The following is a 24259-nucleotide window of genomic DNA, read 5'->3' as shown; positions in this document are numbered from 1 at the left end:
TTTAACTATGATGATACATGCAGCTGATTTTAATACGGGATTTAAGGCAAGTAACAGGCTTATGGCTTATGATATAAGCAAGATGCCGGTTAACTCTTTTGCTATAAATGAAAAAGAAGATTATTATACCCCTAAAAAACGTACAAACAGCGCTTATTGGACAAAATTCTTTACAGTGGCAAGTTTTGCATTAACAGGATTATATCTGGCTCACAGAAATAATTTATTTAACCCTGTCAAACGTGAAGCACGCAAGATTTTGAGGTCGGAAGAATTGACTAACAAGCTTAAGGAATATATCTCAACGAAGCTTAATCCCGATTCTTACAATGATTTTACCAATAATTTACTCAAAAAATACGCCGGTGATAAAACAAGGACAGAAGGATTTGTTGCTGCAGCACAGGAAATTATCGGGGATGAAAAAAGATTGACCAAACTGTTTGACAAAGTTTCAAGCAGGCTTGCCGACGACGGAGAGGCGCTAAGACATGGTAATGGCTTTGTATCAGATATGTTAGACCTCTTGGGTATGAAGATAGAAAAACTTGTTCAGTCCTGTAAAAATAATAATTTGCCTTATAAAAATAAACAGGGCGAATTCATGGATAAGCTTTTTTCGGCAAATAACGGAAGCAGTGTAGCTGATGAAACTTTATTTGATATTTTTAAATCAAGAGCGGGTTCTATAGTGGAAAATTTTGTTAAAGAAGCAAATATCAGCTCTACAATTAACAAAGTTTAGTACTTCCTATTAAACTATTATTTATGATAGTATTATCTCATAGAGGATTTTTGAGTGAGGAATTAAGATGGCAAAAAAATACAATATCGGTGTGGATATTGGCGGTACCAACGTAAAAATAGCTTTGATTGATGAAAAGGGGCATATTGCTTATTCCAATAGTGTGCCAACCCGTGCGGAAATGGGTTATGAATACAGTATCAATAATATTATTACTACTATCAGAGAGTCGCTTAAAGAATCTAATAACCCTGTTGCATCAATAGGGGGTATAGGTTTTGGTCTGCCGGGACAAATTGACTCGGTTAACGGTATTGTGAGAATATTGCCTAATGTCCCGGGGTGGATTGATGTTCCTTTAGCAAAAATGGTACAAAAAGAGTTTAATGTGCCTGTAAAAATGGATAATGATGTAAGAGTTGCAACTTTGGGCGAATTGAACTTCGGTGCCGGTATCGGCTGCAAAAATCTTATTTGTTTGACCGTAGGAACAGGTGTAGGTTCAGGTATAGTTCTAAACGGGCAGCTGGTGCGCGGAGCAAGCATGTCAGCAGGCGAAATCGGTCATGTAATGGTAGAGCGCAATGACGGAGCTATTTGTGGATGCGGCTCTACAGGCTGTTTAGAAGCTTACGCGTCAGGGCCGAGCATTGTAAAAATGGCAAAAGAATATATTGCAGGCGGCAAATCTACAAAATACAAAGAAATAGCCGCAGGCAATGAACTTACGCCCTATATGGTTTATGAAGCTGCAAAACAGGGTGATGCCGTGGCAATAAGAATATTTACCATCGTAGGCGAGTATCTTGGCAGTGCGCTGGTAAGTGTAGTTAACCTCTTGAACCCTGAAAGAATTATAGTAGGTGGCGGAGTAGGTCAGGCGGGAGATTTGCTTTTAAATCCGATACGTGAAATTATCAGGAAAAGATGCATCCCGACATCTGCAAACGCTGTGGAAATTGTACCGGCTCAACTCGGTGAAAGCGCAGGGGTTGTAGGTGCAAGTATTTTAGTGGAACAAAAATAGGTAGTTAAAATGCCTGTTAAGCTTATAACCGGTGATGAAAATTACGATATTGAACTTTGTTTGCACGGACTTCGCAAACAAATTCTGACTGATGATTTTGGGTCTATCTCACACAGGGTTTTGCACACCGATGATATGAAGCTCATCATAGAAAATATCGAAACTACCCCGATGATGTTTGGAAATCTTTTGGTGGAAATCCACACTAAAACTCTTTTTACAAGGGGTAAAACAGAGGATGAAAAAAGTCTTAACCGTTTGTGTGAGGACTTGCAAAACCTCGGAGAAGCTTTGCATGTGGTTTTTGTAAGTGAATTTGAACGCGATTCAGGTAAGAAGGCGGATTCTGCGAAAAAACTTTTTAAACTTATTAAACAAATTGGTGAAGTCATTGAGTATAAAGCATTTAAACCTTATGAAACCGATAAAATTTCTGACCGGATTATAAAAACAGCTAAAGAAAAAAAGGTTATCATTTCAAAAAATGCCGCTAACCTTCTTCAACAGCTTGCAGGCTGTGAGCTTAGGACTTTAGACAGTGAGCTTGAAAAACTTCAAACTTTTATTTATCCCGAAAAAGAGATTACGGAAACAGCTGTAAAGCAGATTTGCCAAAATAATGAGAATGTGTTCAGGGTGCTTGATTTATGGCTTCAAAACGATAAATATAATATGCTTGTTGAACTGAATAAAATTTTGTCAAAAGAGCCTGCTCAAAAAATTATTGCTCTCTTCCAGACAATTTCTAAAAGATGGCTTAGAATGAAGCTTGAAGCAAGACAAAATTCACCTGCGGAAACAGCTAAAATAATAGGTGCGCATCCGTTCTTTGTTCAAAAAGAACTCGAAAAGCTCAACAGAACAAGCAAAGATGAACTCGTTAATTTAAGAAAACGCCTGAATCAGGCGGAATTTGATATGAAGACGGGAAAAACGCAGCCGAATTTAGCGTTAGAAACGGCTCTTGTATTATGATAGATGAAGCCTTGAAAACAAAATTTAAAGCCGCATCGGATTTTTTTGAAAGAGCTTTTCTGAAGAACAAACTTTCCCATGCGTACCTTTTTACCGGTAATAATTCTTTTGCGCAGTACGCTTTTGCGCTTAATATTGCGCGTATGCTTAATTGTACGGGTGATAAAACAGACAAATGCGATTGCCTCAACTGTCAATGGGTAAATGCCAACAGGCATCCCGCCGTGATAACGGTTTCACCCGTGGATTTTTATGAGGTAAACAAGGATTCTAAGCCCAAGACGGTTATCACTGTCGAGCAGGCGAGGTTTTTAAATAAAGAACTATCCAAATCCTCAGAATTTCACCGTGTGATAATTTTCACTTCAGCTAAGGAAGGTAATGAATATCAGGCGCTTTCGGAAAATATGAGAAAATTATTTAACGTTCCTGAACCTGCGCTGAGCGGCGAAGTTAAAGAACGATTTTGGCATCCTGTGCCGCTTGATTATATGACTCTGCCCGGGACAACAGCTAATACTCTGCTAAAAACCATTGAAGAGCCTAATTCAAATATAACTTTTTTCTTTTTGACAAAATCTACGGAAGATATGCTGCCTACAATTGTTTCGCGCTGTGCGCAGGTGCATATTTCATCTAACGGCTGTGCGCTTCCCGATAGCAGCCTTGCAGATGAAATATTGGCAGATTTTCCGCCCAAAAACGAGCTTGAGGCAATTTATTTAGCAGAAAAAGTAATGAGCTTATCAAAGATGCATGAAATCCCGCTTGTCAGAATTTTGGATATGCTGCAGCGCAGATTTGTTCAAACTTTGCACAATGATTTAACTTATTCAAGGAAACTTACCGCCCTTATTCAAGCGATTGAAACCGCAAAACTTCAATTAAACAGCTATGTTAACCCAGACAGCGTTTTAGAAACTATGTTTATCAATTTTATGTAAAATTTTATAAACCTAATTGGTATAAAATATCAAAAAATATTTATTTTATAAATAATATAAATATTAATGAAATGTATTGGATTTTTTCGTGCAAATACAAAAAATAAAAACATGTCAGAGTAATAAAAAAGAATTATTTCCGTTAGGCTTTAGTACGGATGAAATAAAGTTCAAAAATTCCGCTATTGGTACTAAGTATTGTTATAATTGCAATGTTGATAAATATCAATTCTCACAAATGAGTTTTAATCCAGGCAATAATATTTCTTTTTGTGGAAGAGATTTTCCTGAAAAAGCACATTGTCGGGGTATAATACATGGCACAACATTAGCTTGTGCTGCAATTTCTGCCGCTGCAGAAGAAGCCAATGCTTGCTCGATGGATGCTTTTGCACTGAGAGGAGTGCAGGGTTTTATGCTATATCTACTGGCAGATGAGCTTAAAGTTTCGAAACAAGCCTCTGTTGTATATGGAACAACGTCTTTTTTTTCCGGGGCTTCAGTTGGAGTTGGATTATCAAAAATGATTACCAGTACAGCAGGTATAGCCGCACATGGCGCTTCAGCAGGAACGGGGACTACCACCCTTACCGGTGGAACATCTAATGCTGCAATATCCGGTGCTGTAAGATTTGTCAATGGCGCTCTTAGTGCTTATATAACGGAAAGAATCGGTTGGGGATTTGTCAAAAGAGTTAACCAAGGTAGAATGACGCTTAAAAATCAGTTTGGTGAAGCTCTTACTTATGGAGCTTCTGCAGGAATGATTCATTATGGGAACGATTTAATAGGAGATTTAACAAGTTTCGAGTCAGTTTCTTCTTTATTAGCAGGAGTTGATTCTTCTAGTGCCAGCTTAGTCGGTGAATTGTATGATTTAATTCATGAAAATGGCATTGATTCTTGTTTAGGCATGTTTTTGATTAATTTAACAACAAGATACATTGAAGTACGTATAAATAGTAAATATCTTACAAAAGAACAAAAAATTGAAATAATAAAAGATTCCATACTTATGACAGCGGCTTTTTCAATGGCAGACAGGTTAGTCACCCAAGGTGCGAATCAACAGGTTCTTGAGCAAAAAGCAAAAATAGAAAATTTAATCAATAATAGCCCTGAAGATTTCAAACCGTTTATTAGAGAAATTAAATATTCTGAATTAATGCAATTGACATCTCCTTCTGCAGATATTATCAATAATTACAAATCCAAAGAATCTATCAGAAATCTTTCTGATGCTATAAAAAGTATTATGGACCAGCTTGATACATCGATAAGAACTGCCAATCAATCTTTTGAAACAAAAAAGTTAAATAAAATAAATCAGCATAAAGAAAAAATAAAAGAAAATGACCTTCTTCCAATATTATGTGATCCTATTAAATTGGAACAAATGGGTGAAAAAGTTGTTATGCCTAATTGTATAATGTTTGAAGGCTTTAATGCTCAAATAAATGAAGATTTAATCAAGTGGTTAGGAGAGAATACTGTATGTAATTTTATTCAACTAGATGCATCTGATGATATGTTGACTTTTCTTGAAACTGCTGAAAAGAATTATCAAAAGAATAAAAAAAGAACTCTTTTTTACATAAAAGGACTTGATATTTTATTAAACCCTGAATTATCAACACCCGCTATAATAGGTCATTTAAAGGATATAATGTCTTCTTGCGCTAAAGATTATCATTCCAATATTATCTTTCAAGCACAAGATGCTTCTAAACTCGATTATATTGCACTGAAGCCCCACCGCGTAACAATCATTAATACCAACATGGAGTAGTTTATGGATATTTACTTTAATGGAACAATTAAATCTGATTTTTTGGCGAAAGCTAATAACAATTCTTTTCGTGGTATCAGTATAGTTGATGTGAATAAGAATGAACACAAAGAACAAGACATATTGACAACAATAGATGATTTTATCAAAGAACTTGGTTTATTGCGTAAAAGTACCAGCAAGGAAGTTTTTGATTCTTTTGAATCACAGAAAGACTTAGCCTTGGATGGTGTTAATAAAGAATATCAAGAAATCTTGGACAAAAGAACTGTTTGGCAAAAATTTATTGATAAACAATTTCCTGTAGCTAAAGAATTAATAATATATAGAATTAAGCATCGCTGTGTGAACCAAAAAGCTAAAAAAAATGAAGAAGTAGAAGAAGGAATTAATTTAGCTACAAAAAAAATGGAATGCCTTTTAGCAGATATTTTAAAAAAAGAAAAATCAATGGAAATAGAGAGATTGAAAAAAGCTTCATTTAACCAAAATAATTTATCAGCTGCAAATTCAAGTTTTGGTTTTGAGCGAATAGCAGGTTATGATAATATCAAAAAAATCTTTTCCAAATATTTTGTAGAAAAAATCAGGCTTGAACAAGAAGGAGAACCTCAGGATATTTATGGAAGCGTATTGTTCTTTGGGCCTACCGGGAATGGCAAGTCAACTTTTGCCAAGGCTTTTGCGGATGAAACAGGTTGTACTCTTCTTACCGTAAGGTGTTCTTTGGATTCAGAGGTTAATAAATTAAAGGAAAAATTCATTGAAAGGCTTATGCAAAAGGCTGAAGGGTCAGAAAAGAACTTTCAAGCAACGGGGAAAAGATCTATTTTATTGATAGAAGAAATAGATAGAATTATAAATGATAATTACGATAAAGATTCAAATTTCATCCGCTTTTTTACTGATTTTCTTAAAACTTGTTCTGTAAAATATCACTGCACTGTTTTCGCGACATCAAATTTCCCCAGAAATATAAACCTAGATATGAAAGACAAGGAAATTTTTCCTGTAAGAATAGCAGTTGACCCTCCTGATGATAACATTATGAAACTCGTTTTGCATCATTATTTGCAAAGATATAGTGCCCAACCTATTGATTATGATGCGATAATAAAAGAATTAAATGACCAAAATAATGGCTACTATAGCAATTCTCAAATTAGGAATATTTGTGAAGCAGCATATCGTTCTAAACAAACATTACTAACTACCGGTGATGTGATAGAATTTATAAAGAATAACAGCAATAAAATAAAACCTGCCATAGACGCAGGTATAATAAAAGATTTTAAAGAGGACACTGCAACATTAATGATTAATGAATTATCAGGAGAAGTATTTTAATGCCGGTAATTAACCCAATACCATCTATTTATAGCGATTTTCGACCGATAAAAAATGTTTATTGCGATACTTCTGCTAATAACAGTAGTTCAAAAATATTTATAAATAGACCTTCAATTACACAAAAAGAATTTTGGGACACAGGTACTACATTGGCTACAACACTTACCGGACTGGGAGGAAGTGCGTTAGCTTATTTTTCTTCTAATCCCAAGGTTACTAATCCTGAGTTTAAAAAATTATCTGCCCTTGAGAACAGTTTAAAAAAAGATTTTCAACAAAAATTATCCAAGGTTGAAGCTGTTTTTGATCGTTTGTATTCCGTATTTTTAGACCCTATTACTTTAGAAAAAACATATGGGCAGAAATGTCTTTTTCCAAATTGTATTATGATAGAAAGTAAAGAATCTTCTGTAAATAGGTATTTAATTAATTGGATTAAAGAAAAAACAGCTTGTAACTATGAAACTGTTGATATTTTCAAAGATGATATTGTGAATCAACTGGAAAAAGCTGAAGAAATTTTTAAGAAAAATAGAACAAGAACTCTTTTACACGTACCGAATTTAGAAGATTCTATCAATCCTGCTCTTAGCAAACCGCATATTATAGCTACTATGAAGGATATCATGTCTTGGTGTGCTACAGACTACCATTCCACACTTATCTTTAGCACAAAAGATTCTTCTAAACTTGATTATATTGCTATTCAACCTCATAGAGTTACAATAATAACCCCTGAATTTGACAGTGCTTTTATAGGTTCTATGGAGTCAACTAAAAATAACCTTGATAAATTATCCAAAGAATTGAAAACAATATTGAAAAATACTCCAAGAAAGACTTTTGCTGTTTTGTCTTTTATTGTTTTCGGTGCAGTTGGGAGTATTTTATATAAAAATATTAAGGAAAAAATTATGAAAGGAGACAAAAATGCAAGTTACTTTTAATAACAATGTGTCTTTTTCTGCAAGGAAGTACCCTTCTGATGTTTATAGCGAATGGTTTGTTGAAAGAGTAAAAAACATGATGGATTTGCCTGATGATGTTTTTATATCGACTATTAAGAAGTTTGATGGTGCAAACTCCGGCAGAGATATTGACTATCATAATCTAAAATTTGATTTATTGGAGGAAAAAGAAAATAAAAAAAGAATAGAAAATAATAATTCTATAATAACTAAAGAAAATAGTGTATCGAGAGAAAAAAATAATTTATTTCTAAAAAATAAATTCCTGACACCAATATTTTGTGACCCAATCCAACTTGCTAAAGAAAATCATAATACATTAATTCCTAATTCCATAATGATAGAGGGTGAAAATGAAAAACTAAACGAAGAATTAATAGAATGGACTGCTAAAAACTCCAATTGCAGATTTGTAGAAATTGATAAAGACGAAGATATTCTTGAAACATTAGAGTTTTACGAATCTATGTTTCAAAAAACACGCGAAAGAACTTTACTTCATATAAAGAATTTTGATACTCTCTTAAATCCTATTCTTTCCAAACCTTATGTTATAGCTGCTTTAAAAGATATACTATCTTCTTGTTCCCAAGATTATCACACTACTATAATATTTAGCGCATCTAATGCTGCTAAGCTTGATTCTATTGCATTGCAGCCCCATAGAGTTCAAATAATTGATGCTAATTTTGTTAATGGTTCTGATAAAAAATTTGATAAAATGGAAGATAATTATGTAGACTCTTGCATTGACGAGATATATTTGGGGTTTGCGAGTGAAGGGCAAAGAACTCAGTATGAAATTTACCGGAAAAAATATGACCCTGATTTAGAGTATGAAATAAACAAGATTAAAGATAACAGCATTACAGGCATGATTGGTTGATTTATCATCAAAGATAGAAACTATGTTTATCAATTTTGTAAATAATTGTAAAGTTGACGTTTAAAAAAATATTTACGTGGAAAGCTTCATAATAGAGGTGCTTTTTAGGTTGTAGCTTTTAGGCTATAATTAATTACATTCTTTTTGTATATTTGAACATATTCTTTTTAGGAAGTCGAGTGAATACATTTTGCATAGATAATATAAAGGCAGATTACGAGGCAGTTGAGGAGAAGTTTTTATCAAACTACGCCTGCCGCAGCGCCAATTCTTTAGGTCGAGTTTATCCTGAAGAGGAATGTGCTTTAAGAACGGTTTTTCAGCGTGATAAAGACCGTATTTTACACAGCAAAGCTTTTAGAAGATTAAAACATAAAACCCAGGTCTTCCTGTCTCCCGAGGGAGATCATTACAGAACAAGACTTACACACACTCTTGAAGTGGCGCAAATTGCCCGCACTATATCAAGAGCGTTGCGTTTGAACGAAGATTTGACGGAAGCAATAGCGCTCGGACATGATTTAGGGCATACGCCGTTTGGACATACAGGCGAGGAGGTACTTAACTCTTTGCTGAAAGGCGGTTTTAGGCATAATGAACAAAGCGTAAGGGTTGTAACTTACATAGAAGATTTGAATTTAACAAGAGAAACTATTGACGGCATAGCACATCATACGGGACAACCCCTCCCTTTTACGCTTGAAGGTCAGGTTGTTAAAGCATCAGACCGGATAGCTTATTTAAACCATGATATAGATGACGCGCTAAGGGCTGGGGTTATACAATTAAAAGATATTCCCCGTGCTTGTTTGGATTTTTTGGGAACATCAAACCGTACCCGAATTTCTAAAATGGTGCTTGATATTATAGAAAATTCTTTTAACAAAGATACTATCTTAATGAGCGAAAAATGCACCGATAATATGAAAGAATTAAGAAGCTGGATGTTCAATAATGTGTATGTAGGTTCAAGTGCAAAAAAAGAAGAAGACAAAGCAAAGAAAATTCTCCATGACCTTTTCCATATCTACTTGCTTAAACTACAGGCACAGTACGCTTCTTTAGGAGAAGATACAAGATTAGAACAAGTGGCAGCCGATTATATTGCCGGCATGACAGACCGTTATGCACTTAAGAAATATAAGCGATTTTTTATCCCTTCTAATTCACCGGAACCTGATGATGATTCATTTTTGTACAAATTGGCGGCAGAAAGCTTGAAAGGCAGCAATGGCAGTAACTAAAAACAGAGCAATAGAAGAAATAAAAGACCGTATTGATATTATCGAAATAATATCAGACTATGTTACTCTGAAGAAAAACGGGCGTAATTACTGGGGTTTATGTCCTTTTCATGGTGAAAAAACACCCTCTTTCTCCGTAAATGCCGAAAAAGGGATTTTTAAATGCTTTGGCTGCGGCGTTGGCGGTGATGCCATAAGTTTTTTAATGCAACATAATAACCAATCTTTTATGGAGGTTATGGCAGATTTGGCAGTGAAATACGGTATTGAGCTTGACTTTAGCGATAATACGGGAGAAGGCGCGGAAACAAAGAAACTTATTTTAAAAGCTAATTCTGTTGCAAAAGATTTTTATGTACACAATCTTGATAATACATCTAAAGCCTTTGAATATTTAGAAAAGCGCCGTTTTGAAAAAGGAACGCTTGATACTTTTATGCTTGGTGTTGCGCCTGATAAATATGATGCTTTATACAACTATTTGACTGTTGATGAAGGGTTTGACGCAGAGTTGCTTGAAAAAGCGGGGTTAACGGCAAAACGCAGCGATGGCAAGGGGTATGTGGACAAATTTAAAAACCGTATAATAATTCCGATAGCTGATGAAAAAGGCAATATAGTGGCATTTGGAGCCAGGATTTTCAATAATGAAAATGCACCTAAGTATTTGAACTCACAGGAAACGATTGTTTACAACAAAAGCCGTACCCTTTACGGGCTTTATCAGGCAAAAGAATCCATCAGGCAGAATGACAGCGTTGTTATAATGGAAGGCTATTTTGACGTTATAACCGCCCATTCTAACGGAATTACAAATGCTGTAGCTTCTTGCGGTACAAGCCTTACCGAAGGACATATTAAAGTGCTTAGCAAATACACTGATTCCAAACGTATATATTTGGCGTTTGACAGCGACAGTGCAGGAGTTAAAGCTACACAAAGAAGTGCGGAACTTGTTAAAGAGGCATTTTCTCCGTTAGGTGATATTAAACAGTTTGATACGAGCTTTGCCAAAACTAATATTAAAAACGAATATGCCTGTGAAATCAGAGTTGTGCAGACGAATTCAAGCAAAGACCCGGATGAATTTATAAGAGAAAACGGCGGTGAAGTTTACAGGGAATGCATAGAAAATGCTCCGCTTTTGATTGATTTTCAAATTAATTCCGTGTTGGATTTTGGCGGTAAAACACCTACTCCTCAAGAAAAATTGCAGATAGTTAAAGATATTGCCCCGATTTTAGTCCAAATTAAAAACAGAATAATCTTTGAAGAGTATATAAACAGGGTTTCTTTGAAGCTTGATATAGATAAAACCGTTTTGTATCAAGAGATTAGGCTTGTAAGTGGTGTTATAACCTCTGCTGCTAAATCAATCTCAGGGAATGTAACAATTTCTTCAAATAAATTAATAATGTGTCAAAAAAATTTATTGAGCTTGTATTTTATAAATAGCAATAAAATACCAGTATCATGGTTGGCAGAAAAAATTAAGGAGGCAAATTTTACAGATGTAAATCTGTTGCAAATTAAGGAAACGGTGGAAAAATTATCTACAGATATTGCTGATGTTGATGAATTAATTAAGTTGTTGATGACAGAGTTTGAGGATTCAACAGAGGTAAAAAAAGAATTGGCAGATATAATTTATTCTATTGATGACAAAGTAGAATTACCGGACAATGATTTGTTAGACGATTATATATACGAAAATATTCTAAGTATAAATAAATTAATAAATAAAAATACTACAAAAAAACTGGAATCAAGCTATCACAATGTTAATGACGATGATAAACTGGCGCTTGAACTTCAGCAAAAAGTAATGGAACAGTTGAAAAGAAGATAAGATCGGAGTAAAAAATAATGGCGAAAAGAAAAGGTAACAACGACGACATCAATTCAGATGAATTTGTGGAAAATGATAATATGGATGATATTCTGGGGTCGGATGAGGAGGAGATTTCTAACATCTATTCAAGAACTACCGCTGTAGGTATGATTGAACCTGACAGTGTTTTCATAAAATCTGATGTTGAAGAGGAAGAAATTGAAACTAATGACATTTCTATTCCACGAGGTGTAGCGGTGGATGACCCTGTAAGGATGTACTTACGGGAAATAGGCCGCATTAAGCTTTTAAGCGGCGACCAGGAAGTTGACTATGCCAAAAAAATCGTAGCAGGCGGCAAGGTCGGTGAAATCGCTAAAAGGAAGCTTGTTCAGGCGAACTTAAGACTTGTTGTTTCAATCGCAAAAAAATACGTAGGCAGAGGAATGCTTTTCCTTGACCTGATACAAGAAGGCAATTTGGGCTTAATTAGAGCAGCAGAGAAATTTGACCATGAAAGGGGCTATAAGTTTTCCACTTATGCCACCTGGTGGATAAGACAGGCAATTACAAGAGCAATTGCAGACCAGGCAAGGACTATCAGAATTCCTGTTCACATGGTTGAAACAATCAACAAACTTAAAAAAGTTACAAGAAAACTGGCACAGGATTTAAGCAGGAAGCCGTCTGAAGAAGAACTTTCAGAAGCAATGGGTATTACTATTAATAAACTAAGAGAAATTATTAAAGTAGCTCAAGAGCCGCTTAGCCTTGAAATTCCTATCGGTAAAGAAGAAGACTCCAGACTTGGCGACTTTATCGAAGACAAAGATGCCGATGCTCCGGTAATGACAGTTGCACATGAACTTTTACGGGAAGACCTGCATGAAGTTTTAGGCAGCCTATCTCCAAGAGAACGTGATGTTCTAAGGTTAAGATTCGGTATGGACGATGGCAGACAAAGAACACTTGAAGAAGTCGGACAGCTGTTTGGTGTAACCAGAGAAAGAATCAGACAAATCGAAGCAAAAGCATTAAGAAAACTTCGTCATCCAAACAGAAGCAAACGATTAAAAGAATATATCGAAAACTAAACATAAACTAAAAACGAGGTGATTATCACCTCGTTTTTTATACATTATTTTATCTGCTTCCCTTATCCTACCATGTTGTATCTTTATGAAGATAATTCATATTACCGCGCTCAATAACCCAACGCGCGCAACCTATTCCATTTGAAGACATGTTTTTGCAAGATGCATTATGATAAATATGACAGTACGACGTGGAGGAACCGCCACTTGGTACAATACCTTCTGTTGTGTTGCAAAAGAAGAACATGTCTTTCCCAAACAAGTTAGGAGGTTTAGCTCCATTTATACCAACAGTCAGAAGGCTGCAAGACTTATTTTTATAGTATAAGCTTCCATAGGCAGAATCATTACAACCGGGAGAGAAAAATATGTAAACTCCTGCCCCATCATTTAAAACTACTTTATAAGCAGTATTATAGCCTTCTACATTATAGTATTCTTGAGATTCAACATAGTTATCTCCATTTATTAATTTGTATTTTCCTGCGCAGCCTAGAGCTTGGGTTCCGCAATCTTTTATAACGGGAAGATATTTTGTAAGCGCTTTTGCATACTCACTAACGGTGGTATAAGAGCTTGCTACCGGACCGTTTTCATTTTCTGCAAGTTTAAAGGCTTGTTGCAAAGCCGCATAGGTTTTTCTCAGTTGAGATACTGCAGCTCTTTCTTCAAAAGACTGAACAAGGCTGGGAATGGTAATCGCTGCAAGAACTCCGATAACCATAAGAGTTATTAAAACTTCAGCGAGAGTGAAAGCATCATCCTTTTGTGCATGATATTTGTCCATAGGTCAAATATATCAAAATATAAGGATTTTTACCATGTTGTATTTTTATATCAGAATTGTTTGCCTCTGCTTACAAAGATAGAACATTAGAGAAAAGCAAACTCTTAAGTTCTCCACCTAATGTTCCGGCTTCTCAGCTGCTAAACTTCTCGGCTTCCTGATTACAATATTTCTTTCAGCACATTCTTTAATGCTGTTTTAACGTGAGAATAGTTAATACCGCCTTGCATATAAGCTACATAAGGCTCTCTCAAAGGACCGTCAGCGCTAAGTTCGATGGTTGAACCCTCTATAAAGCTGCCGCCTGCCATAATAAGCCTGTCATCGTACCCCGGAACTTCATCAGGGATAGGGGTGAGGTATGAATTTACCGGGCTGCTTGCTTGTAATGCTTTGCAAAAACCTATTAACGGTTCAGGTCTGCCGAATTCTATTGCCTGGATTATATCCGTTCGTTTATCAAAAGGGTCTGGGGTAGTTTTATAGCCCATATCAAGCAAAACCTTAGAAACCAAAACAGCGCCTTTTATTGCATCTATAACGATAGAGGGCGCCATAAATACACCCTGTAGTATTAATCTTGATTGATTGAGCATACTTCCGCCTTTTGCCCCTATGCCGGGGGCGGTTAGTCTTGCAGCGCTTAAATTGACTAATTCTTCTTTACCTGCAATATATCCGCCGCACTCTACAATTGACCCGCCGGGGTTCTTGATTAAAGAGCCTGCAATTATATCAACTCCCGCTTGAGTGGGTTCTTTGTCTTCTACAAATTCACCGTAGCAGTTGTCTGCAAAGCATATACATTCAGGATTTTTGAATTTTATTATTTTTACGATTTCTTCGATTGTATCTATATCAAGCGATTTTCTTGTGCTGTAGCCCCTTGAGCGCTGTATTAAAACCATTGTGGTATTTTTATCAACTTGTTTTTCGATGGCTTTTAAGTCAATCAGGTTATTATCAATAAGAGGTACTTCCTCATAATCTACATTGAAGCTTTTCAGGCTGCTTTTAGTATCGCCTCTTTTGCCGATGACTTCTTCCATTGTATCGTACGGGCTGCCTGCAGCTGAAACAAGTTTATCGCCGGGTCTTAAAAGCCCAAATAGTACGCAAGAGAGCGCATGAGTTCCTGATACAAAGTGGTTTCGCACGATGGCGCTTTGTGTTTGAAATATATCGGCAAAAACTTTATCAATAGTTTCTCTGCCCATATCATCATGCCCGTAGCCGCTTACGTAAGCGAAATGTTCTTCCCCGACTTTGTTTTTTATAAAGGCATTTAAAACTTTTTCCTGATTAAAATCCCTTATCTTATCGTATTTTTTAAATACATCAAATAGTTCTGTTTCCGCTTTTTCTATAATTTGAGTAATATTATCCATAAATTTTCCATTAAAAAAGGCTCTTATCTAAAGAGTTTGACGGAGCCTTTTTTTGTATTCATTATTATGCTTCTGCAGTTTCAACAGCAGCTTCTTCTTTAGCAGGCGCTTCCTCTTCTGTAGGAGCTTCTGCAACAGCTTCTTCTTTAGCAGGCGCTTCCTCTTCTGTAGGAGCTTCTGCAACAGCTTCTTCTTTAGCAGGCGCTTCCTCTTCTGTAGGAGCTTCTGCAACAGCTTCTTCTTTAGCGGGCGCTTCCTCTTCTGTAGGAGCTTCTGCAACAACTTCTTCCTGGACAGGAGCTGGTTCTTCCTTGGGAGCTTCTGCCGCTGCTTTTGCTTCTTCTGCGGCTTTTGCCTTAGCTTCCGCTTCGGATTTCTTCTGTTCTTCCAATTTTGCTACAGCTTTTTTAGAAAGTTTTTCTTTTTCAGCTTTTTTGTAGTTTAAAGTACCGTCTTCGTTGCAGTTGTTCAATAAATATTGTACGGTTTCGCTGGCTTGAGCGCCTTTTTTTACCCAATCTAAGGCTGCAGCTTTATCTAATTTCATTTCTTTTGTTTTAGGGTTATAGAAGCCCAATTCCTGGATAGGACGACCTTCTCTTTTTTCTCTTGAATTAATAACAATAATTCTAAAGACAGGGTTTTTCTTATAACCTAAGCGTTTTAAACGAATTTTTACCATGATACGATTTTCTCCTTTTGATATTTAATTATATTGATACCACAAGCATTCAATATAGACAAGCAGTTTTTAAAATACCTTAACATATTAATAAAACTGGATTTTTATTAGATGATTTGTTATAATCTTACCAAAGTTAGTATACGAGTTAGGTTTGAATTTAAAGATGAAAAAAGGTTTTACTTTGGCTGAGGTATTGGTAACCTTGATGGTTATAGGTATAGTAGCGGTTTTAACTATACCGTCAATACTGGAAAATATACAAAAAACACAATTAGTAAGTGCGTACAAAAGAATGTTCTCTGAAACATTCAGCGCTGTAACCGAAATGGTGGTTAAAGAAGATTGCGGAAAAAGATTTCTGTGTACGGGGCAATTTCAGACTGATGACCCCTTAGAGTTTGGCAATAGTTTAACTTCCGTATTATCAACCGTTGTAAATTGTAAAAAAAATGATATGGATTGCTTTACTCAGTTTGTTAACCCCAACTATGACGGCAGCGGCACAAGCGATTCTATAGTAAATCAGGTTGCTGCTTTGAATGATGGAGAGGCTGCCACTTACTACTATTTCAAAAATGTAAGAGGGGCTTCTTATTTAATTCACAGTTTTGGTACAGATTGTGAAACCAATCTCTCTACGGACAACACCATTGATAACCCGATGAGGGGTGTTTGCGGTTATATGGTAATTGATGTTAACGGAGAAAAATCGCCTAATGCCTGGGGACGGGATGTTTTCGGTATGTGGATTACCGATTACAAAGTTTTGGAGCTTTATCCTTTCGGAGGGCAGTATGACAATAAAATCCCTAAGACTACTTGTCGTGCAGCTGATACAAACGGTATGGGTTGTGCCGGCCGGATATTAGAAGACGGCTGGACGATGCAGTATTAAATTATGGAAAATGTAAGAATTGGACAGGGGTACGATATTCATGAATTGGTTTCTAACAGGAAGCTGGTTATTGGCGGTGTTACAATCCCTTATATAAAAGGTTTGTTAGGTCATAGTGATGCTGATGTTTTGATACATGCCATTATTGATGCTATGCTTGGAGCCTTATCTTTAGGCGATATAGGAACACATTTTCCTCCCGATGATGAATTATACAGAAATATCAGCAGCCTTAAATTGCTGGAGCATGTTAACCATCTTATTTTGGATGAAGGCTATACTATAAGTAACTTAGATTCGACTATTATTGCCCAAAAACCTAAAATGAATGATTATATTCCTCTGATGAGGCAGGCGCTTGCCGATACCCTGAAGGTTGCTCAAACACAAATTTCCATTAAAGCAAAGACCAACGAAAAACTGGATTCTATGGGTGAGGGGCGTTCTGTTGCAGCTCAGGCGGTTGTGCTTTTAATCAAAAGATAAGTTTACGTATTTTGCGTTAGAAAATTTTTATTATAAAATTATTTTTGAATAGTGAGAGGGATTTTTTGTATGCTATTTAATTCATATATTTTTATGCTTGCGTTTTTACCCATAGCGGTAGCTGTGTATTTTCTTTTGAATAAGAACAGATTGCTGATAGCCGGAACAACATGGCTGCTTTTTGCTTCTTTGGTTTTTTACGGATGGTTCAACCCTAAGTATTTACTCTTGATTTTTATTTCTATGATGTTTAACTACGCAATTGGCAGTGCGCTTGTAAGGGATGACTTTCAAAAGAGTACAATCAGTCCCAAAGCGCTTTTAGCTTTTGGTATAGTGATGAATATTTTGGCGCTTGCTTATTACAAGTATTTTGACTTTTTTATAAGCAATATAAATACTGTTTTTCACGCAGACTTACCGTTGCTTAAAATAGCATTGCCTTTGGCTATCAGCTTTATTACTTTTAAACAGATAGCATATTTGTCTGATTGTTACAAAAAAATTGTGAAAGACTATGATTTTTTGAATTATTGTTTATTTATTTGTTTTTTCCCGCCTTTAATATCAGGTCCTATAGTTCACTACCAAGAGATTATGCCTCAATTTGAAAAGCTAAGAAACAAGGTATTGAGCTATAAAAACATCACATGGGGACTTTTTATGTTTGCAATAGGGCTGTTTAAGAAATCTATTATGGCATCTTCCTTTGCAGAAATTGTAAACACAGGATTTGTTCCCGGATTGGAGGTAACTCTTTTTAGCGGTTGGTTAATTGCTGTCGCCTATGCTTTTCAATTATATTTTGATTTTTCGGGTTATACTGATATGGCCTTTGGTGTAGCTAAAATGTTTAATATTGATTTGCCGCTTAACTTTAACAGCCCTTATAAGTCTGACAGTATACAGGATTTTTGGCGCAGGTGGCATATCACGCTGGGGCGTTTTTTGAGGGATTATATTTATATTCCTTTGGGCGGAAGCCGCGTCGGAAACGTCAGGACATACGTGAATTTGTTTACGACGTTTTTAATAGGAGGTTTTTGGCACGGTGCAAGCTGGATGTTTATTATCTGGGGCGCTTTGCAGGGCGGGGGGCTTGTGATACACAGGCTGTGGCGCAAGCTTAATATAGGAATGCCCAGATTTATCGCCATTGCAATTACCTTTGTATTCTCTGTGATTTCATTTGTTTACTTTAGAGCTGCGGAAATCCCGATAGCAAATAATATAGTAAAAGCTATGTTTGGGTTTAACGGTATTGTACTGCCGCGATTTAACTATAATACTATTAAATTTTTGAAAGATGGTGCGGATTATATTGTTATGTCTGACAGTGTTATATTATTTGCAGCTTCTTTTATTTTAATATTCTTCTGCTTAAACTCTAATGAAATTATGGCAAGGTTTAAATTTAAACCTTGGATGGGTTATGCTTTAATGTTACTTTATGCTGTTATTTTATTAAATATGTCAAAAATCAGCGAGTTTTTATACTTTAATTTTTAGGAGAAAAAATGTACAAGACTTTTGTTCGTAATTTTATAATTTTTATAGGATTATTTGCGATGCTTAATTTCTTTTTATGGAATTATTGTGTTGAAGAAGTAGTTACCTATGCACCAAAAGGCAACTATTTTTTTGGTGATATTTCAAGGCTGGGTTATGTAAGATTTACAAAAACAAATATATGGGATTTCCCCGAGTTTACTAAAAAGCACATTAAAGCTAAAAATTATAAAGGCGAAAAAGTTGATGTTCTTACTATCGGAGATTCTTTCTCTAACGGTATCGGCAAAGCGTCCTATCAGGATATAATAGCTACAAACAATAATTATAACGTTTTAAATATACCTGTTTTGAGAACAGGTGATTTTATCGAGCAAGTTATAGAAATGAATAACGGCGGCTATTTTGATGTAATAAAACCCAAATATATTATTTTAGAAAGCATTTTAAGAACCTCAATGGAGCGTTATGCAAAGGATGATATTGATTGGAATAAAGTACCGACAAAAGAAGAAATGATTCAAAAATATCCAATCCTTGCTTATAATCAGCCGCATGCGCATGATTACGAAAATAATCAGTTAACCCCGCCCAAGCCTGATTTGTTTAAGGTTTTGTTTGAAAAAATCCAGGAGAAACTTAACTTTAAAAAATTTATTACAGCTAAGCCTAAAAAAGAGGTAGAACTGGATGTCGCAACACCTACGGGAAGCTACCATTTTATTAATACAGGTAATTTTAAATACTTATATAATTTAGCCAAACTGCATTTTAATGATGAAAAATTGACTTTAAACGATGTTGTTTATTTAAGAAAATTAAAGCAGCCAATGTTTACAAGCCAAAGACCTGATGTAATTATTTACTATAAAGACGATATAGACCTTTTAGATGATTTTGTGCCTGAAAAGATGTCAAGAGCCAATGACAACTTAAATAAACTGGCAGATATACTTGCTGAAAAAGATATTAAATTGATAGTGATGACCCCGCCTGATAAATCTTTACTTTACAGACCTTATTTAAAAGAAGCTGACTTCCCTGTTAATCCTTACTATGTTTATACCAGAACATTGCCTAAGAGATATACTTTTGTTGACGCTGATGTGATTTTATCCCAAGCACTTAAAGACGGGGTTAAAGATTTATACTGGGCAGGAGATACCCATTGGACTCCTAATGCTATAGTAGCTTTGTTCGATAAAAAATATAATTACTTTAAGTAGGGTTATATGAAAATTAGAAAAATAGTCTTTTTGATGTTTTGGTTGTTACTATCAGCTTTAATTTTTGTAGCTGTGAACTTTGCGCTATCATTTTTCTTTACTAAGGAGCTAACTACCCAAACCCCTAAAAACCCTGATTTTTATATAGGGGATTTAAATCGTTTAGGTACAACTTCTATAGGTATTACAAGGAAAAATATTTACAGCTTAAAGCGCCACATTCAACTGAAAGATTATAACGGGCAACGCATAGATATGATTACAATCGGTGATTCTGTTTCTAACGGAATAGGTAATCAGTTTTATCAGGACTCCATTGCTGATAATTTTAATTTTACTGTTTTAAACATTCCTCCTTTTGGAAGTGAAATTAAAGACGTTAAAGATTTATATTCTATAGAAACCATAATAAAACTGGCTAACAGCGGTTATCTTGATGAAATTCAACCAAAATACATTCTTATTCAAAGTAACGAAAGATACGCGCAAAATCGTTTTTCCAAAGATTATGATTTCACACAAACCGCAAAAATTGAAGATATTAAAAAGGCTTATAACGGAGTTGATTTAACCAAGCTTACTGATTTTGTAAAAGTATACTTTCAAAAAGGTTATTTTTTTATAAACAAAGATAATTTTAACTATTTGAAAAATATTACGCAGCTTAAATTATTTCCTGATAAACCTTTAAACAACCAAGTTCTTGTTCGGGATTTGTCAAAGCCGCTATTTAGCACTTATAACCATAACGATAAAATTTTATTTTTTGTTGAAGATACGGAATATGCTTCTCAAATTGATAAGAAAAAATTAGAAAAATTAAATAACAATTTTAATGAACTTGCCGCGCTTCTTAAAAAGCACAATATTGAGCTTATTTTTATGCCGACTGTTGATAAGACGACCTTATACAGAGATTATGTAAAAGGCGAAAAATATCCTCAAAGTATGTTTTTCCCTTACATGAGAGAATTTAAAAAAGAATATATTTTTATTGATACCGATAAAATACTTAAAGGGTCTTTAGAAAACGGGGAAAAAGATGTTTTTTGGCCTAATGATACCCACTGGACACAAAAAGCAGGGCAAATAATTTTTTCAAAAGAAAACAAAGAAAAATTTTCATTTTAGTAGTAATCTAAAGTTATGAAACTAAAGTTAGATGAAAATCAAAAATACAGCGTTTTTGTAATAATTATATCGGCGATATTTGCCTGTATTATTACTGTTCAGCTTGTTTACTATTCAGGATACAAAGAACCTGACAGTGCAATGATGAAAAAAATAGAAAGTCTGGTAGGGATACTAAAAGAGTTAAACACCAGTAATGAGCAGCTAAATCAGGAAGTAATAAGGCTGGAGCGAGAAATATTTGAACTGAAGCATGGTATCAACCCTGCTTTGAAGTCCAAACACCTTGAAGAATTATATATGGACGCGGGTTTGACGGATATAACAGGGAAAGGGCTTGTTATAGACGTTGTAGAGCCTATGCAAAAAGAAAAATCAGAGCAGAATTATACAAATGTCCTTCAGAGCGATGACTTGCTTAAACTTGTTAATGCCCTTAAAATTGCGGGAGCGCAGGCTATTTCCGTAAACGCTGAAAGACTTATAGCTACAAGTGCAATAACTACTGTTGACAATGCTATAGTCATCAATAAACGTAAAATTAACCCCCCTTATCAAATAAAAGTGATAGGTGATTATGATACTATTAACTCTGCATTAACAATGCGCGGAGGGTTGGCTGAATATTTGAAATTATTTGCTATCGAGCTTTATGTACAAAAGAATGATAACCTTACAGTGCCAAGGTACAAAAAATAGTCCTTTAAACTTTCTGTTGTTTATGGTAAAAGATAAACAGTAGCAGCGAAGAACGAGGAGAGATATATGCAGCCGTCAAAAAGATTAGACAGAATTCCGCCATATTTATTTGCGGAAATAGACAGAAAAATTGATGAAGCCAAAGCCAAAGGAATAGATATAATAAGTTTGGGAATAGGCGACCCTGATACCCCGACGCTTCCTAATGTTGTAGAAGCAATGCATAAAGCTATTGATGACCCTTCTACACATGATTATCCTCCTTATCAGGGTACGTTGGAGTTTAGGCAGGCAAGCTGCGATTGGATGAAGAAAAGATTCGGCGTTGAACTTGATGCTAACAGCGAAATGCTCGCTATGATAGGTTCAAAAGAAGGGATTGCCCACATATTTTTTGCTTTTGCTGACCCCGGCGATATTACACTCGTTCCGGACCCCGGATATCCTGTTTACCAAAACGGTACAATTTTAGCAGGCGCAGAACCATATTATATGCCGCTTCTTGCTGAAAATAAGTTTTTGCCTGATTTTGACAAAATCCCTGCCGATATTGCATCAAAAGCTAAACTTATGTTTTTAAACTACCCTAATAACCCTACAGGCGCTACTGCAACATTGGATTTTTTCAGAAAAGCTGTTGAGTTTGCTAAAAAATACGATATTTTAATCTGTAACGACCAAGCTTACAGCGAAATGACTTATGACGGTTATGTCGCGCCGAGTATATTGGAAATTGAAGGCGCAAAGGATATTGCAATCGAATTTTATTCCCACAGTAAATCATATAATATGACAGGCTGGAGAATAGGTTTTGCCTGCGGTAATGCTAAGGCTGTCAAAGCTTTGGGTACAATTAAAAACAATATCGACAGCGGTGTGTTTAAAGCCATACAAAAAGCAGGTACAGAAGCTTATAACACCCCCAAAGAAGTTATTGATAACCTTAATAAAATGTATCAAAAGAGAAGAGATATTATTGAAGAAGGTTTAAAAGATTTAGGTTGGGATATTACGCCTTCAAAAGCTACTTTTTATCTTTGGCTGCCAACGCCTGCGGGCATGAGCAGCGAAGAGTTTGTTACTTTAATGCTTGAAAAAGCGCACGTAGTAGTTCCGCCGGGAACAGGCTACGGTAAATGCGGTCAGGGTTACTTTAGAATAGCGTTAACCAAAGATGAAAAAATCCTTAAAGAAGCTGTTCAAAGAATGAAAAATGCAAACATTAGATACAAATAACTATATTTATGAAGTTGAAATAACTTCGATGGCAAACGGCGGAGCAGGTATCGGCAAGATTGATAACCTTGCGGTCTTTGTTGATGGTGCTGTTACCGGTGATATAGTAAGGGTCAAAACTTTTTCAAAAAATAAAAGTTTTTATAAAGCGCAGCTTCTTGAGGTTATTAAGCCTTCGCCTTCCAGAGTGAAGCCGATTTGTGCTTTGCATAATGTTTGCGGCGGCTGTCAATGGCAGTTTATTGATTATGATTATCAGCTTGAGGCTAAGCAAAATATAGTGAAAGACTGCTTTAAAAAAATAGCGGGAGTTGATTTTGATGTGAAATCAACCGTTGCAAGTCCTAAAACTACAGAATATCGCTGCAAAATTCAGCTGCCTGTATCTCAAACAAAAAACTCGAAGAGAATTTTGTCGGGTTATTATCAAAAAGGTTCTCACGAGCTCGTTAATATCAAATTCTGTCCCATACAGCCTAAGATAATCAATATTATAACGGAGTTTATAAAGAAAAGGGCGCAGGAACTGCAGCTTAGCGGCTATGCTGAAAAAACTCATAAGGGGCTTTTAAGACACTTTGTTTTCAGGTATTCATTGGAAGAAAATGTCCTGGTTTTGGTATTTGTGATAAATGCAAAAGACATTTTGCCGGCGTTAAAACGGCTTGCAAAAGATACTATGAAAGAGTTTGCACAGGTAAAAGGCGTGCTTGCAAATTTTAACACCGATAAATCAAATCTTATAATGACAGAAGATTTTGCTTTAATAAATGGTGATGATTTTGTCAAAGAAAAACTCTCTGATAAAATCTATAAAATCAGTGCCGGCAGTTTTTTTCAGGTTAATCCCTCTACCGCTTCCAATATAGTTGATTTTATAAAAGATAAGGTGGATAATGTTCAAAGTTTGCTTGATGTTTACTGCGGAGCAGGGGCTTTTAGTATTGCACTTAGCGGCAAAGCGCAAAATATTACTGGGATCGAATATTCTAAAAGTGCAATAGAGGATGCCAAAGAAAATTTGAAGCTTAATTCTGTTGATAATGTTGAGTTTTTGCAGGGTGATGCTCAGGTAATATTAGAAAGTTTGGCAGAGCAGGGCAGGAGTTTTGAAACAGCTGTAGTAGACCCGCCGCGTAAAGGCTGTTCTGATGAAACACTTACAACTTTGATAAAACTTGTTAAAAAACAACTTATCTACGTAAGCTGCGACCCTTCCACCCTGGCGAGGGATGTGAAGTTTTTGCTTGCAAACGGGTTTGAATTAAAAGAAATTCAGCCGTTTGATATGTTTCCCCATACCTACCATGTAGAAACGATAGCGATTTTGAATAAAACAAATTAATATGCAGCGGGCGGTTTTT

21 protein-coding genes and 1 pseudogene are annotated in these 24259 nt (G+C 35.5%); 19 read left to right on the top strand and 3 right to left on the bottom strand.

Features of this window, described 5'->3' with window-relative positions:
- Nucleotides 1-7 precede the first annotated feature (7 nt).
- The 11 genes and pseudogenes from PHX18_06735 to rpoD all read left to right on the top strand — a co-directional run bounded on the left by PHX18_06735 (nt 8) and on the right by rpoD (nt 12853).
- Nucleotides 8-745, top strand: coding sequence for a hypothetical protein (locus PHX18_06735; GenBank protein MDD3594305.1), 738 nt, complete (start codon nt 8-10; stop codon nt 743-745).
- A 67-nt stretch (nt 746-812) separates the two neighbouring features.
- A complete protein-coding gene (locus PHX18_06730) occupies nt 813-1772 on the top strand; it encodes an ROK family protein (protein MDD3594304.1) in 960 nt (319 codons plus the stop codon).
- A 9-nt stretch (nt 1773-1781) separates the two neighbouring features.
- Nucleotides 1782-2747 (top strand): DNA polymerase III subunit delta, encoded by a 966-nt coding sequence (holA, locus tag PHX18_06725; protein MDD3594303.1) that lies wholly within the window; start codon nt 1782-1784, stop codon nt 2745-2747.
- Nucleotides 2744-3691 (top strand): hypothetical protein, encoded by a 948-nt coding sequence (locus PHX18_06720; GenBank protein MDD3594302.1) that lies wholly within the window; start codon nt 2744-2746, stop codon nt 3689-3691. Before holA ends, PHX18_06720 begins: the two co-directional genes overlap by 4 nt.
- 88 nt (nt 3692-3779) lie before the next feature.
- Nucleotides 3780-5480, top strand: a complete 1701-nt coding sequence (locus tag PHX18_06715; GenBank protein MDD3594301.1) for a hypothetical protein — start codon at nt 3780-3782, stop codon at nt 5478-5480.
- A gap of 3 nt (nt 5481-5483) precedes the next feature.
- Complete coding sequence (locus PHX18_06710) at nt 5484-6827, top strand: ATP-binding protein (protein ID MDD3594300.1); 1344 nt, start codon at nt 5484-5486, stop codon at nt 6825-6827.
- A complete protein-coding gene (locus tag PHX18_06705) occupies nt 6827-7777 on the top strand; it encodes a hypothetical protein (protein MDD3594299.1) in 951 nt (316 codons plus the stop codon). Before PHX18_06710 ends, PHX18_06705 begins: the two co-directional genes overlap by 1 nt.
- Nucleotides 7761-8684: a hypothetical protein gene (locus PHX18_06700; GenBank protein MDD3594298.1), complete on the top strand. Its 924-nt coding sequence runs from the start codon at nt 7761-7763 to the stop codon at nt 8682-8684. Before PHX18_06705 ends, PHX18_06700 begins: the two co-directional genes overlap by 17 nt.
- Nucleotides 8685-8863: 179 nt before the next feature.
- Nucleotides 8864-9928: a deoxyguanosinetriphosphate triphosphohydrolase gene (locus PHX18_06695; GenBank protein MDD3594297.1), complete on the top strand. Its 1065-nt coding sequence runs from the start codon at nt 8864-8866 to the stop codon at nt 9926-9928.
- Nucleotides 9915-11777, top strand: coding sequence for a DNA primase (gene dnaG, locus PHX18_06690; GenBank protein ID MDD3594296.1), 1863 nt, complete (start codon nt 9915-9917; stop codon nt 11775-11777). Before PHX18_06695 ends, dnaG begins: the two co-directional genes overlap by 14 nt.
- A 173-nt stretch (nt 11778-11950) precedes the next feature.
- A pseudogene (gene rpoD / locus PHX18_06685) lies at nt 11951-12853 on the top strand (RNA polymerase sigma factor RpoD).
- A gap of 67 nt (nt 12854-12920) precedes the next feature.
- On the opposite strand, the gene PHX18_06680 reads toward rpoD, so the two are convergent.
- The 3 genes from PHX18_06680 to rpsP form a co-directional block, all read right to left on the bottom strand.
- On the bottom strand, nt 12921-13640 hold the full coding sequence (locus PHX18_06680) for a prepilin-type N-terminal cleavage/methylation domain-containing protein (GenBank protein ID MDD3594295.1): 720 nt from the start codon (nt 13638-13640) through the stop codon (nt 12921-12923).
- Between the two features lie 161 nt (nt 13641-13801).
- Nucleotides 13802-15028, bottom strand: coding sequence for a methionine gamma-lyase family protein (locus PHX18_06675; GenBank protein ID MDD3594294.1), 1227 nt, complete (start codon nt 15026-15028; stop codon nt 13802-13804).
- A 64-nt stretch (nt 15029-15092) separates the two neighbouring features.
- On the bottom strand, nt 15093-15710 hold the full coding sequence (gene rpsP / locus PHX18_06670) for a 30S ribosomal protein S16 (GenBank protein ID MDD3594293.1): 618 nt from the start codon (nt 15708-15710) through the stop codon (nt 15093-15095).
- A gap of 166 nt (nt 15711-15876) precedes the next feature.
- Between rpsP and PHX18_06665 the strand changes: the two genes are divergently transcribed.
- From PHX18_06665 to rlmD, 8 genes are all read left to right on the top strand, one after another.
- Entirely contained in the window at nt 15877-16608 is a 732-nt protein-coding gene (locus tag PHX18_06665; protein MDD3594292.1) for a type II secretion system protein, read from the top strand.
- Between the two features lie 3 nt (nt 16609-16611).
- Nucleotides 16612-17094: a 2-C-methyl-D-erythritol 2,4-cyclodiphosphate synthase gene (ispF, locus tag PHX18_06660; GenBank protein ID MDD3594291.1), complete on the top strand. Its 483-nt coding sequence runs from the start codon at nt 16612-16614 to the stop codon at nt 17092-17094.
- A gap of 69 nt (nt 17095-17163) precedes the next feature.
- Nucleotides 17164-18603 (top strand): MBOAT family protein, encoded by a 1440-nt coding sequence (locus PHX18_06655; protein ID MDD3594290.1) that lies wholly within the window; start codon nt 17164-17166, stop codon nt 18601-18603.
- 8 nt (nt 18604-18611) lie between these two features.
- Complete coding sequence (locus PHX18_06650; GenBank protein ID MDD3594289.1) at nt 18612-19829, top strand: hypothetical protein; 1218 nt, start codon at nt 18612-18614, stop codon at nt 19827-19829.
- Between the two features lie 6 nt (nt 19830-19835).
- The gene (locus tag PHX18_06645) at nt 19836-20960 is read left to right on the top strand and encodes a hypothetical protein (protein MDD3594288.1); all 1125 of its coding nucleotides are present in this window, start codon (nt 19836-19838) and stop codon (nt 20958-20960) included.
- A 15-nt stretch (nt 20961-20975) separates the two neighbouring features.
- Nucleotides 20976-21659, top strand: coding sequence for a DUF881 domain-containing protein (locus PHX18_06640; protein ID MDD3594287.1), 684 nt, complete (start codon nt 20976-20978; stop codon nt 21657-21659).
- A 66-nt stretch (nt 21660-21725) separates the two neighbouring features.
- Nucleotides 21726-22895 (top strand): LL-diaminopimelate aminotransferase, encoded by a 1170-nt coding sequence (locus tag PHX18_06635; protein MDD3594286.1) that lies wholly within the window; start codon nt 21726-21728, stop codon nt 22893-22895.
- On the top strand, nt 22873-24240 hold the full coding sequence (rlmD, locus tag PHX18_06630) for a 23S rRNA (uracil(1939)-C(5))-methyltransferase RlmD (GenBank protein MDD3594285.1): 1368 nt from the start codon (nt 22873-22875) through the stop codon (nt 24238-24240). Before PHX18_06635 ends, rlmD begins: the two co-directional genes overlap by 23 nt.
- The last annotated feature ends 19 nt before the right edge of the window (nt 24241-24259 follow it).

The sequence above is a fragment of the Candidatus Gastranaerophilales bacterium genome (assembly GCA_028696075.1).
Lineage (GTDB): Bacteria > Cyanobacteriota > Vampirovibrionia > Gastranaerophilales > JAILCC01 > JAQVHS01.
The sequence above is the reverse complement of the archived record's forward strand: the minus strand, read 5'-3'. Positions and strand labels throughout refer to the sequence as shown.